Annotated in this window: 10 protein-coding genes; 5 read left to right on the top strand and 5 right to left on the bottom strand. The window is 73.3% G+C overall.

Annotated elements, in window-relative coordinates; genetic code table 11:
• Window positions 1-24: 24 nt before the first annotated feature.
• Together DAE25_RS12870 and typA are read right to left on the bottom strand one after the other, a co-directional pair.
• Window positions 25-699, bottom strand: coding sequence for a hypothetical protein (locus tag DAE25_RS12870; RefSeq protein ID WP_107766587.1), 675 nt, complete (start codon window positions 697-699; stop codon window positions 25-27).
• Between the two features lie 13 nt (window positions 700-712).
• A complete protein-coding gene (gene typA, locus DAE25_RS12875; RefSeq protein WP_107766588.1) occupies window positions 713-2,602 on the bottom strand; it encodes a translational GTPase TypA in 1,890 nt (629 codons plus the stop codon).
• A gap of 195 nt (window positions 2,603-2,797) precedes the next feature.
• Here typA and DAE25_RS12880 point away from each other — a divergent pair, with 195 nt between their 5' ends.
• Entirely contained in the window at window positions 2,798-4,177 is a 1,380-nt protein-coding gene (locus DAE25_RS12880) for a M4 family metallopeptidase (RefSeq protein ID WP_107766589.1), read from the top strand.
• Window positions 4,178-4,636: 459 nt separating this feature from the next.
• Here the strand turns inward: DAE25_RS12880 and DAE25_RS12885 are convergent, their stop codons facing one another.
• Together DAE25_RS12885 and DAE25_RS12890 are read right to left on the bottom strand one after the other, a co-directional pair.
• Window positions 4,637-5,326, bottom strand: a complete 690-nt coding sequence (locus DAE25_RS12885; RefSeq protein WP_056887007.1) for an aspartate/glutamate racemase family protein — start codon at window positions 5,324-5,326, stop codon at window positions 4,637-4,639.
• Between the two features lie 114 nt (window positions 5,327-5,440).
• On the bottom strand, window positions 5,441-6,223 hold the full coding sequence (locus DAE25_RS12890; protein WP_107766590.1) for an SDR family NAD(P)-dependent oxidoreductase: 783 nt from the start codon (window positions 6,221-6,223) through the stop codon (window positions 5,441-5,443).
• A 16-nt stretch (window positions 6,224-6,239) separates the two neighbouring features.
• Between DAE25_RS12890 and DAE25_RS12895 the strand changes: the two genes are divergently transcribed.
• The 4 genes from DAE25_RS12895 (at window position 6,240) to DAE25_RS12910 (ending at window position 11,596) form a co-directional block, all read left to right on the top strand.
• Window positions 6,240-7,148 carry an RNase H family protein gene (locus tag DAE25_RS12895; RefSeq protein ID WP_107766591.1) on the top strand — a complete coding sequence of 303 codons (909 nt, stop codon included), beginning with the start codon at window positions 6,240-6,242 and terminating at the stop codon, window positions 7,146-7,148.
• Window positions 7,149-7,195: 47 nt separating this feature from the next.
• Entirely contained in the window at window positions 7,196-9,742 is a 2,547-nt protein-coding gene (locus tag DAE25_RS12900; protein ID WP_107766592.1) for an AMP-binding protein, read from the top strand.
• Window positions 9,743-9,824: 82 nt separating this feature from the next.
• Window positions 9,825-11,087 carry a D-inositol-3-phosphate glycosyltransferase gene (mshA, locus tag DAE25_RS12905; protein WP_407669381.1) on the top strand — a complete coding sequence of 421 codons (1,263 nt, stop codon included), beginning with the start codon at window positions 9,825-9,827 and terminating at the stop codon, window positions 11,085-11,087.
• Window positions 11,088-11,110: 23 nt separating this feature from the next.
• Window positions 11,111-11,596 (top strand): type III secretion system chaperone family protein, encoded by a 486-nt coding sequence (locus tag DAE25_RS12910; RefSeq protein WP_407669382.1) that lies wholly within the window; start codon window positions 11,111-11,113, stop codon window positions 11,594-11,596.
• Here DAE25_RS12910 and DAE25_RS12915 read toward each other — a convergent pair.
• Window positions 11,593-12,510: a DMT family transporter gene (locus DAE25_RS12915; protein ID WP_107766593.1), complete on the bottom strand. Its 918-nt coding sequence runs from the start codon at window positions 12,508-12,510 to the stop codon at window positions 11,593-11,595. The two genes, DAE25_RS12910 and DAE25_RS12915, sit on opposite strands and share 4 nt — an antisense overlap.
• Window positions 12,511-12,584: the final 74 nt, after the last annotated feature.

A 12,584-nucleotide genomic window follows, 5' to 3' on the forward strand; every position in this document is an offset into this window, starting at 1 on the left:
CGCCGCCGGCGCGCGCGTCGTACGTCAGCGGGACGCGGGGCGTGCCCGCTCGGCCAGCCGGACCGCCGCGTGCTGCACGAGCGGCAGCTCCTCGGGGTCGCGCGCGGCCTCGTGGGGGATCGCGCCGCCGAGCAGCGCGGCCGGGTTGGCGAGCCAGGCCCAGGTCCGCCACGGGTCGGTGCCCGACGCGAGCAGCGGCTCGAGGACCGCCACCAGCTCGGCCCGGACCTGCCCCTGCTCGTCGAGCTGGAAGGCGGGCACGAGCGTGCGGCCCTCGTCCTGGACCAGCAGCACGGCACGCCGCTCGGCCGCCTTGTGCAGGGCGAAGCGGGCGGCGTTCTCGGAGATCCCGCGCAGGCGGCCGACCTCGGCGTAGTCCACCCAGCCGCCGTCGAGCAGCGCGGCCCGCACCCTGCCCTCGCGGCGCAGCCGCACCAGGGCGATCGGCACCGCGTGCGTGGGGTCCTCGCCCTCCGAGCGCAGGAGCGCATCGAGCTCTGCGAGCCGCTCGTCCGTGAGCGGGTCACCGGTGGCGGGGTCCGTCCAGCGCACGGTGCCGTCGTCGTCGCGCTCGTACGTCGGCAGGCCGGCCGCGGCGAGCTGGTCGGCCAGGCCGAGCTCCTCCAGCCACGCGGCCAGGCGTCCGGCGAGGTCGCCGGAGCCCGCGGCGGGGCGGGAGGAGTCGGAGAGGTCGGTCACCGGGCCAGCGGTCCTACTTGGAGGCCTTGCGGGCGTGCGAGGCGGTCTTGGCGCGGGCGTTGGCGTCGAGCACGACCTTGCGGATGCGGACCGAGTCGGGCGTGACCTCGACGCACTCGTCGTCGCGGCAGAACTCCAGGCACTGCTCGAGGGACAGCTTCTTCGGCGGGATCAGCTTCTCGAAGTTGTCGGAGGTGGCGGACCGGATGTTGGTCTGCTGCTTCTCCTTGGTGATGTTGACGTCCATGTCGTCGGCGCGGGAGTTCTCGCCGATGATCATGCCCTCGTAGACCTCGGTCGTCGGCTCGACGAACATGATCCCGCGCTCCTGCAGGTTGGTCATGGCGTACGCCGTGGCCGCACCCTTGCGGTCGGCCACCAGCGAGCCGTTGGTGCGCGAGCGGATCTCACCGGCCCAGGGCTCGTAGCCCTCGGAGATGCCGTGCGCGATGCCGGTGCCGCGGGTGTCGGTGAGGAACTCGGTGCGGAAGCCGATGAGGCCGCGCGCCGGCACCAGGAACTCCATCCGGACCCAGCCGGTGCCGTGGTTGGTCATCGACTCCATGCGGCCCTTGCGGGAGGCGAGCAGCTCGGTGATCGTGCCGAGGTACTCCTCCGGGGCGTCGATCGTGAGGCGCTCGAACGGCTCGTGCACCTTGCCGTCGACCACCTTGGTGACCACCTGCGGCTTGCCGACGGTGAGCTCGAAGCCCTCGCGGCGCATCTGCTCGACGAGGATGGCCAGCGCCAGCTCGCCGCGGCCCTGCACCTCCCACGCGTCGGGGCGCTCGGTGGGGAGGATGCGCAGCGACACGTTGCCGACGAGCTCCTGGTCGAGGCGGTCCTTGACCAGGCGGGCCGTGACCTTGCCGCCCTTGTAGCGACCGACCAGCGGCGAGGTGTTGGTGCCGATGGTCATCGAGATGGCCGGCTCGTCGACGTGGATGAGCGGCAGCGCGACGGGGTTCTCCGCGTCGGCGAGGGTCTCGCCGATGGTGATCTCGGGGATGCCGGCGACGGCGACGATGTCACCGGGGCCCGCGCTCTGGCCGGGCTGGCGCTCGAGGCCCTCGGTGACGAGGAGCTCGGTGATCTTGACGTTCTTGACCGAGCCGTCGCGACGCATCCACGCCACGGTCTGGCCCTTGTTGAGGGTGCCCTCGTGGACGCGGACCAGCGCGAGCCGGCCGAGGAACGGCGAGGCGTCGAGGTTGGTGACGTGCGCCTGCAGCGGCGCGCCCTCGGTGTAGACGGGCGCCGGGATGGTCTCGAGGATCGTCTTGAAGAGCGGCTCGAGGTCGCTGCCCTCGGGCATCGTGCCGTCCTCGGGGGCGGTGAGGCTGGCGATGCCGGCGCGACCCGACGCGTAGACGACGGGGAAGTCCAGCGCGTCCTGGCTGTGGCTCTCGTCGAGCAGGTCCATGAAGAGCTCGTAGGTCTCCTCGACGACCTCGGCGATGCGGGCGTCGCTGCGGTCGGTCTTGTTGACGACCAGGATCACCGGCATGTCGGCGTTGAGCGCCTTGCGGAGCACGAAGCGGGTCTGGGGGAGCGGGCCCTCGGAGGCGTCCACGAGGAGCACGATGCCGTCGACCATGGACAGGCCGCGCTCGACCTCGCCACCGAAGTCGGCGTGGCCGGGGGTGTCGATGATGTTGATGACCATCGGCTCGCCGCCGCCCGCCGGACCGGCGTAGTGCACGGCGGTGTTCTTCGCGAGGATGGTGATGCCCTTCTCGCGCTCGAGGTCGCCGGAGTCCATGACCCGCTCGGCGACGCTCTCGGCCTGGTGGGCCGTGAAGGCGCCGGCCTGGCGGAGCATGGCGTCCACGAGCGTGGTCTTGCCGTGGTCGACGTGGGCGACGATCGCCACGTTGCGGAGGTCGGAGCGCTTCTGGGGCATGGCAGTACGACGTCGCTTTCGCTGGGGTATGTCGGGGCGCGGTGTCCACAGCGCCCGTGACCCGGAGCCGGGCCGTCGTCGAGTCTAGTGGCGCCGGGCCGTGGGCCCGATTCGGCGGCGTGTGACGTGCAGCCCTTCTGCCGGCCCTTGTGCTTGGCCCTTCCCGCTGTCGGTCCGGTGGGGTAGGCCTGACCCATGACTTCTTCTCGGGAGACCCGAACCACCCGGCCCACCGCCCCGTCCTGCACCTTCACTGCCTCGTCCTGCACCTTCGTGCCGCCCTACGTGCTCGAGCGGATCGGGTCCGGCGACGCCCTCGCGGCCGACGCGGCCTTCCGGGCCCGCCGGGAGCAGGCGGCCTCGGCCCGTGCTTCCGCCGTTCCTGCGGCCTCGGCGGACCAGCCGGCCTGGACGGTCCACACCGCCGGCAACCGCGAGGTGCTGCCCGGGCGGCCGGTGCGCACCCCCGGCACCCCCGAGTCCGGCGACGTCGCCGTCGACGAGGCGTCGGCGGGGATCACCGCGACGCTTGAGATGTTCGCCGAGGGCCTCGGGCGCACGTCGTACGACGACGCGGGCGCGATGGTGAGCATCACCGTCCACTACGGCCGCGACTACGACAACGCGTTCTGGGACGGCACCCAGCTGGTCTTCGGCGACGGTGACGGGGAGATCTTCGAGCGGTTCACCAAGCCGGTGGACGTGCTGGCCCACGAGTTCGCCCACGCGGTCACCGAGTCCACCGCCGGGCTGGTCTACCGCGGCCAGTCCGGCGCGCTCAACGAGTCGGTGTCCGACGTCTTCGCCATCTGCCTCAAGCAGCGACTCCTCGGCCAGGACGCCGCGTCGGGCAGCTGGCTGATCGGCGAGGAGCTGTTCCTGCCGGCCGTGCAGGCCCGCGGGCTGCGCGACATGGCCGCCCCCGGCACGGCGTACGACGACCCGCGCCTCGGCCGCGACCCCCAGCCCGACCACATGGACCGCTTCGTGGAGACCACCGACGACAACGGCGGCGTGCACATCAACTCCGGCATCCCCAACCGCGCCTTCCACCTCGCCGCCGTGGCACTCGGCGGCACGAGCCTCGAGGGCGCCGGCCAGGTCTGGTACGACGCGCTCACCTCCGGCGACGTCTCACCCCGCGCCGACTTCGCGGCGTTCGCCGCCGCCACGGTCGCGGCCGCCGGGGACGGCGACCGGGCCGAGGCCGTGCGGGGGGCGTGGGAGCAGGTGGGGGTGACGCCCGCGGGATCGCCGGGGCGGGCGCCGGGCGAGGCGCCCGCGTCGGGCGCGCGAGTGGTGCGAGTGCGTCGTAGCGGCGGTTTCGCCGGCCGGACCTCCGAGGGCGAGGTCGACCTCGCCCTCGCCGGTGACGACCCGCGCGCGGCCGCCGTCGCGGACCTCGCCGATCGCGTCGACCTGGCGGGGGTCGCCCCGCGCAAGCCGATGCCCGACATGTACCTCTACCGCTTCGAGATCGGCGACCGCACGGCCGAGGTCTGCGAGCCCCTGCCCTCCGACCTGGCCGAGCTCGCGCGCCTGGTCCTCGAGGGTGGGGGCGAGGCGAGCCGCTGAGCCGTAGGTGGGTGTTGCTCAGGTGGTTGCGCAGGTGCGCAGCCATGGAGGGGCACCGTGGGGCCTTCCCTGCGCACGTGCGCAACTGTGGCGCGGCCGGATCGCGGCTTCCCTACGCGGGTGCGTAGGTATGGGAGGCGGCGTGAGACTCAGTTGCGCGGGTGCGCAGCTATGGAGAGAGACCACGGGCGCTTCCCTGTACGGGTGCGCAGCTATGCCGAGGCCGCCCGGAGTCTTCCCTGCGCGGGTGCGCAGGGAAGGGGTGTGGGCCGCGCCTGAGAGCTGCGCAGGTGCGCAGGGAAGGCGTGTGGGCCACGCCTGAGAGCTGCGCGAGTGCGCAGGTGAGGGGAGTCGTCACCGCCTCAGATCTGCGCAGGTGCGCAGGGAAGGGGTGTTGGCCCCATCTCAGAGCTGCGCACGTGCGCAGGTGCGCGTGTCAGCCGACGCCGACGCCGGCGCTCAGGCCAGGGCGCGATCTAGCGCGGCCTGCACGTGCAGCGTGGTGCAGGGGAAGACGGGCAGCTCGGTGTCGGCCTGTCGGATGAGCAGCTCGAGCTCGGTGCAGCCGAGCAGCACCCCGCCGGCACCCGCGTCCCACAGCTCGTCGATCAGGGAGACCACGCGCCTGCGGGTCCGGTCGACGATGCGACCGTGCACCAGCTCGCCGTAGATCGCGTCGTTGAGCCACTCGTGGTGCCGGGCGTCCGGGACGATCACCTCGGGGCCGCCGTCGGCGATCCGGCTGATGAAGAACGGGTCGTTCATGGCGACGGTGGTCCCGATGAAGGCGACCTTGTCCATGCCCGCCGCGGTGCACGCGTCGGAGACGACGTCGGCGAGGTGCAGCAGCGGGATGTCGACGGCCTCGGCGACCTGGTCGGCGACCTTGTGGAAGGTCGTCGTGCACAGCATCAGGAAGTCGGCGCCGGCGCGCTCGACGCCGACAGCGGCGTCGGCGAGGAGGGTGCCGATCTGGTCCCACTTCTCGTCGTCCTCGAGGTGGGTCAGCTCCGCGAAGTCGACGGTGCTGAGGACGAGCTTGGGCGAGGAGAGCCCGCCGAGCCGTTCCTGCACCCCGACGTTGAGGTCGCGGTAGTACACCAGGCTGGATTCCCAGCTCATGCCGCCGATGAGTCCGATGGTCTGCACGGGTGCAGTCTGGCACGACGCAGGGACCCCCGGTCCGGTCCGTGGACCCGGTGGACCCCCGCGTCGGCGGACCGTGTGGACCCCCGCGTCAGCGGACCGTGTGGACCCCCCGCGTCAGCGGATCCGGTGGACCTTGTGCTGAGCGGCCTGCGCAAGCGGCCTGATGACCAGCTCGTCGATGTTGACGTGGGCCGGCCGGGTGACCACCCAGGCGATGGCGTCGGCGACGTCGTCGGCCGAGAGCGGGTCGGGGACGCCGTCGTACACCGCGTCGGCCGCTGCCTGGTCGCCGCCGAAGCGGACCAGGGCGAACTCCTCGGTGTGGACCATGCCGGGCGCGACCTCGCTGACCCGGATCGGCTCGCCGTTGAGCTCGAGGCGCAGCGTCTGGGTCACTGCCTTGGTGGCGTGCTTGGCCGCGGTGTAGCCGCCGCCCTTCTCGTAGGAGACCCGGCCGGCGGTGGAGCCGACGTTGAGGATCAGCCCGTCGCCGCTGGCCCGCAGGGCCGGGAGCAGCGCCTGGGTGACGCGCAGCAGGCCGAGCACGTTGACGTCGTACATCGCGCGCCAGTCCTCGACGTCGGCCTCGTCGACCGTGTCGGAGCCGAAGGCGCCGCCGGCGTTGTTGACCAGGACGTGCAGGGCGCCGTCGCCCACCTCCGCGACGGCCGACGCGAGGGCGGCGACCGAGGAGTCGTCGGTGACGTCGCAGGCGACGGCACGCCCGCCGATCTCCTCGGCGAGGGCCTCGATGCGGTCGGTGCGGCGGGCGGCGCACAGGACGTGGAAGCCGGCGGCGGCCAGGGCGCGCGCCGTGGCGGCGCCGATGCCGCTCGAGGCGCCGGTCACGACGGCGGTCCGGGTGCGCTGGTCGGTCGAGTGGTGGGTCTCGGTCATGGCGCCATGATGCAGGATGTGCGCCGTGATCATCGCGGCAGCAGACGGCTCGGCCCTCGGCAACCCCGGACCAGCGGGATGGGCGTGGTACGTCGACGACGACTGCTGGGCGTCCGGCGGCTGGGCCCGCGGCACCAACAACATGGGCGAGCTGATGGCGGTCCTCGACCTGCTCCAGCAGACCGCGCACGTCGACGACGAGCTGCACGTCTACTGCGACAGCACCTACGTGATCAACGCCGTCACCAAGTGGATGGCCGGCTGGAAGCGCAAGGGCTGGAAGACCGGCGGCGGCCAGCCCGTGAAGAACGTCGAGCTGATGAAGGCGCTCGACGAGGCGATGGAGGGTCGTCGGGGCCGGGTGAAGTTCGAGTGGGTCAAGGGCCACTCGGGTCACGTCCTCAACGAGGCGGCCGACAAGCGCGCCAACGCCGCTGCGTCGGCGTACCAGGCGGGCCGCGTGGCCGACCCGGGTCCCGGCTTCGCCGGCGCCGCGGTGAGCACCGTCCCGCAGTCGGGACCGACCGTGGTCGAGGAGGAGCCCGACCTCTTCAGCGACCTCGACGAGGCGGGCCACGAGCCCGCGCTCTCCGACGAGGAGCAGGTGATCGCCCTCGAGCGCTCGCTGCTGACCGATGTCGTGCGCTCCGACCGCGCCACCGTCGCCGCTCTGCTGCACCCGGAGTGGCAGGAGATCGGCCAGTCGGGCCGGCTGTGGACCCGGGAGGAGATCCTGGCCGAGATCGGCCCGCTCGGCACCGAGACCACCCTCGACGTGGTGTCGACCGAGCGGCTCTCGCCGGACTCGATCCTGCTCCTGTGGCGCAGCATCACCGACGACGGCAGCGTGCTGCGCAGCTCGATCTGGGTGCGGACCCCCCAGGGCTGGCAGCAACGCTTCCACCAGGGCACCCGCGAGGCCTGAGCCACACCGACTGGCAAAGGTAAGCCTTACCTTCTATCGTCTGGCAGGTGACCACCGCCCCCCAGGTGCGCCCGACCCCGGCGCCCCTCATCGCCCACCTCGCCTCCTTCGGCGAGCGACGGGCCCTGGTCACCGCCGACGGCACGGTCTCGTACGCCGACCTCGCCCGCCGGGTCGAGGAGGTTGCTGCGACGTACGCCGGGGGTCGCCGGCTCGTGCTCCTGACGCCGGGCAACGACGTGGACTCCGTCGTCGAGTACGTCGCCGCCCTGGCCGCCGAGCAGGTCGTCCTGGTCTCCTCGCCGGCCGCCGCCCCGGGACTGGAGCAGGCCTACGCACCCGACGTCGTCGCCGGCCCGCGGGGCCGCGACTGGCGGTCGGAGGAGTCCCGGCACGCGCTCCACCCCGACCTCGCGCTGCTGCTCTCGACCAGCGGCTCGACCGGCTCGCCCAAGCTGGTCCGCCTGGCCCGCGACGGCGTGCTGGCCAACGCCGCGGCCATCGCCGAGACCCTCGGCATCCGCGACACCGACCTCGCGGCGACCACCCTGCCGCTGCACTACTGCTACGGCCTCTCGGTGCTGCACAGCCACCTGCTGCGCGGTGCCGGGCTGCTGCTCACCGAGCTGTCCGTCGTCGACGAGTGCTTCTGGGACCTGGTCCGCGAGCACGGCGTCACCACGATCCCGGGCGTCCCGCACACCTTCGAGCTGCTCGAGCGGGCCGGCTTCGCCGACCGCGACGTGCCGTCCGTGCGCGCGCTCACCCAGGCCGGCGGCCGGATGGCCCCCGAGCGGGTGCGCGCGGTCGCCGAGCTCGGCCAGCGCCGGGGCTTCGACCTCTTCGTGATGTACGGCGCCACCGAGGCCACCGCACGGATGAGCGTGCTCCCGCCCGACCTCGCCCTCGCGGCGCCGGAGTCGATCGGTCGCCCGCTGCCCGGCACGACCTTCGAGCTCGCTCCGGTCGAGGATCTGGACGGCCTCGAGCCAGGGGTCGGCGAGCTCGTCTTCCACGGCCCCAACGTGATGATGGGCTACGCCGGGTCGCCGGCCGAGCTCGCGGCCGGCCGCACGGTGGACGCGCTGCGGACCGGCGACCTGGCCCGCCGCCGCCCCGACGGGCTCTGGGAGGTCGTCGGCCGGACCAGCCGGATCGCCAAGGTCTGCGGCCTGCGCATCGACCTCGACCGCGTCGAGCGCGCGCTGGCGCTCGCCGGGACCGTAGGCGCCGTCGCGGACGCGGGGGACCGCATCGTCGTGGGGGTGGTCGACGGCGCGCGTCCCGTCGATGCCGAGGCCGTACGCCGCGCGGCCGCCGACGCCGCCGGGCTCGCCCCCACCGGGGTCGAGGTCGTCGTGCTGCCCGACCTGCCGCGGCTGGCCAACGCCAAGGTCGACCACCGGGCGCTCGCGGCCCTGGCGCCCGTGACCGGGACGCCCGCGTCCGCGCCCGGCGTACGACGCGCGGCGACCGCCGACGACGTGACCGCCCTCCTGGCCCGGCTGCTCGGCCGCCCCGAGGCCACGCCCGACGACTCCTTCGTGGCCCTCGGCGGCGACTCGCTGTCCTACGTCGAGGTGTCCCTGCGGCTCGAGGAGCTGCTCGGCCACCTCCCCGCCGGCTGGCCCACAATGCCCGCCGCCGCCCTGGCCGCGTCGGCGGACGACCGACGTCCCGGCCGCCGCCGGCGGGGCGTCGCGGTCGAGACGAACGTGGCTCTGCGCGCGCTGGCGATCGTCACCATCGTCGGCTCGCACGCCAACCTCTTCACGCTCCTCGGGGGCGCGCACGTGCTGCTGGCGATCGTCGGCTTCAACCTGGGCCGCTTCCAGCTCGGCGCCCGCTCGCGGACCGAGCGGACCCGGGCAATCCTGCGCGGGCTCGCCCGCGTCGTCGTGCCCTCGGTGCTGGTCATCGGGGCCGTGGCCGCCGTCTCCCGCGACATCACGTGGAAGCAGGCCGCGCTGCTGACCGCCTTCACCGAGTGGAGCTGGTCGGAGCCCCGGTGGAGCTACTGGTTCATCGAGGCGCTCACCCTGGCGGTGCTGGTGCTGGCGGCGATCCTCGCCGTGCCGGCCGTCGACCGGGCCACCCGACGGCACCCGTTCGCCACCCCGGTGGTGCTCACCCTCGTGCTGCTCCCCACGCGCTACGACCTCGTCGGCATGCCCGGCGACCACGTCCACCGCGCGCACGGCGTGCTGTGGCTCCTCACGCTCGGGTGGGCCATGTCACAGGCCCGCACCACCCGCCAGCGGCTGGTGGTCTCCGGGCTCGTCCTGGCCCTGGTGCCCGGGTTCTTCTCGGTCGGCGGCCTCGACCGGCACGTCTACGTCACCCTCGGGCTGCTCGCGCTGACCTGGGTGCCGCAGGTGCGGCTGCCCGCCCTGGTCGCCCCCGTCGTCGGCGTCGTGGCCGCGTCGTCGCTGTGGATCTACCTCCTGCACTGGCGGGTCTACCCGTGGTTCGAGGTCGACTTCCCGCTGCTGGCGACCCTGCTGTCGCTGGCCGTCGGCGTGGCCGCGGCGGTCGTCGTACGCCGGAGCGGAGCTGCCCTCGCCGGGGTGAGGCGCCGGGGCGGGAATCGCTGACACCCTGACGGTGTTGTGCCCGGTTGGCGCCCCTCTCGTGTGGCGAGATCCGTGACCGGGCGCCCTGAGGAGAGGACGTCGCGTGGACCGGGTCGCCATGATCAGCCTGCACACCTCGCCGCTCGACCAGCCAGGGACGGGCGACGCGGGCGGCATGAACGTCTACGTCATCGAGCTGTCCCGCCGCCTGGCGCGGCAGGGCATCGCGGTCGACGTCTTCACACGGGCCACGTCCTCGGCGCTGCCGCCGGTGGTCGAGGTGCCCGGCACCGACGGTGCCGTGCTGGTGCGCCACGTCGCGGCCGGCCCGTTCGAGGGGCTCACCAAGACCGAGCTGCCCGGCCAGCTGTGCACCTTCGCGCGCGAGGTGCTGCGCGCCGAGGCGGCCCACCCGCTGGGCCACTACGACGTCGTGCACTCGCACTACTGGCTCTCCGGCCAGGTCGGCGCGCTCGCCCGCGACCGGTGGCAGGTGCCGCTGGTGCACTCGATGCACACCATGGCCAAGGTCAAGAACGACGCGCTCGCCGAGGGCGACACCCCCGAGCCCGCCGCCCGCCTGATCGGCGAGGAGCAGGTCGTGCAGGCCGCCGACCTCCTCGTCGCCAACACCGACCTCGAGGCCAAGCAGCTCATCAACCTGTACGACGCCGACCCCTCGCGCGTCGAGGTGATCCACCCCGGCGTCGACCTCGACGTCTTCCGCCCGATGGACCGGGCGGAGGCCCGCCGGGCGCTCGACCTGCCCGCCGACGCGGTGGTGCTGATGTTCGCCGGCCGCATCCAGCCGCTCAAGGCCCCGGACGTGCTCCTCCGGGCGGTCTCGGTGCTCCTCGACCAGGACCCGTCCCTGCGCTCGCGCCTCGTCGTACCCGTCGTCGGCGGCCCCTCCGGCAGCGGGCTCGAGCACCCCGAGTCGCTCGCCCAGCTCTCGGCCGACCTCGGCCTCGACGGGGTGGTCCGCTTCGTCCCGCCCGTCGCCCAGGACGACCTGGCCCGCTGGTGCGCCGCGTCGACGGCGGTCGCCGTGCCGTCGTACAACGAGTCCTTCGGGCTGGTCGCGGCGGAGGCCCAGGCCACCGGGACCCCCGTGGTCGCGGCCGCCGTGGGCGGCCTGACGACCGTGGTGGCCGACGGTCGCAGCGGCCTGCTCGTCGACGGCCACGAGCCGCGCGACTGGGCCGCGGCCCTGCGCCGGCTCATCGACGACCCGGCCCTCGCCGCCCGTCTGGGGCAGGGCGCGCTGGAGCACGCCCGCGAGTTCTCCTGGGACCGGACGGCCGAGCGCACCCTCCACGCCTACCGGGAGGCGCGCACCCTCATGCGTGATGAGATGACGGTGTGAGCGACCCCGCCATCGCCGGCACCATCCGCGACTACCTCGACGGCAACGGGATCGAGTACGTCGAGGACCGCCCCGGCGTCTTCTCGCTGACGCTGCCGGGGGAGAAGAAGCTCCAGACCCCCGTCCGCCTCGACGTCGGCGAGCACGCGCTCGGCGTGCACGCCTTCGTGTGCCGCAATCCCGACGAGAACCACGCCCGCGTCTACCGCTGGTTGCTCGAGCGCAACCTGCGGATGTACGCCGTGGCGTTCGCCGTCGACCACAGCGGCGACATCTACCTCGACGCCCGGCTGCCGCTCTCCGCGGTCACCGACGACGAGCTCGACCGGCTCCTCGGCTCGGTGCTCACGCACGCCGACGAGTCCTTCAACGCCATCCTCGAGCTGGGCTTCGCCACCTCGATCCGCAAGGAGTGGGAGTGGCGGATCTCGCGGGGCGAGTCGACCCGCAACCTCGAGGCCTTCCGGGGCTGGCTCGAGGCCGGGACCGACCCCGAACCGCCTGCCTAGACCGCCGGCGCGCGCCGCGGCGGCGTACGCCGGGTCAGCAGCACCCCGACGATCGCCAGCGCCCCGCCGAGGAAGGTGAGGGCCGGCGGCACCTCGTCGAGCAGCGCCCAGGCGATCAGCGTCGTGATGGCCGGGACGAGGAAGGTCGTCAGGGAGAGCTTGCCGGCGTCGGTGTGCGTCAGCGCGAAGGCCCACGTGGTGAACGCGACGGCCGTCGGGAAGACGCCGAGGTAGACGGTCCACCACAGGGTCGCGCCGCCCTCGGTGACGACGTCGACCAGGTCGTGGGCGAAGGGCAGGCAGACCAGGGCGCCGATCACGAAGGACACGAAGACGACCTGCACCGACGGGATCCGGCGCAGGAGCGACTTCTGGCTCAGTACGCCGACGGCGTACATCGCGGCCGCCACCACCACGAGCAGGACGCCGACCACGTCGCCCTCGCCGCCGCCCGAGTAGCCCCGGGCGATGACGGCGACCCCGGCGAAGCCGATCACCATGCCGATCAGCAGCCACTTGTGGAGGACCTCGCCGAAGATCCACACGGCCAGGAAGGCCACGATGATCGGGCCGATCTGGATGATCATGGCCGCGGTGCCGGCGTCGACGCGGCGCTCGCCCTCGTTGAGGGCCAGGTTGTAGATGCCGAACCACCCGACGCCGCAGGCCGTGAGCAGGATCCACTCGCGGCGGGTCGGCTGCACCCACCCCCGGCGGAGGACCAGCGGCAGGACCACGAGCGCCGCCACGAGCAGTCGGCCGGCGCCGAGCGAGCCGGGGCTGATGTCGTGGGCGACGTGGCGGATGACCACGAACGCCGACGCCCACATCACGAGCGTGATGGCTCCCGCGGCGGCGGGGAACCACGCCGGGTGCGTCGGCGCCTGGGGCTCGGCGTGCTGCGTGACGGTCATGACTCAAGACTACGGACGCGCATGACGTCCCCGCGAGCGGGTTTCGGACGTCGTACGACGAGATCCCGCCGAAC

The sequence above is a fragment of the Nocardioides terrigena genome (assembly GCF_003047265.1).
Classification (GTDB): domain Bacteria; phylum Actinomycetota; class Actinomycetes; order Propionibacteriales; family Nocardioidaceae; genus Nocardioides; species Nocardioides terrigena.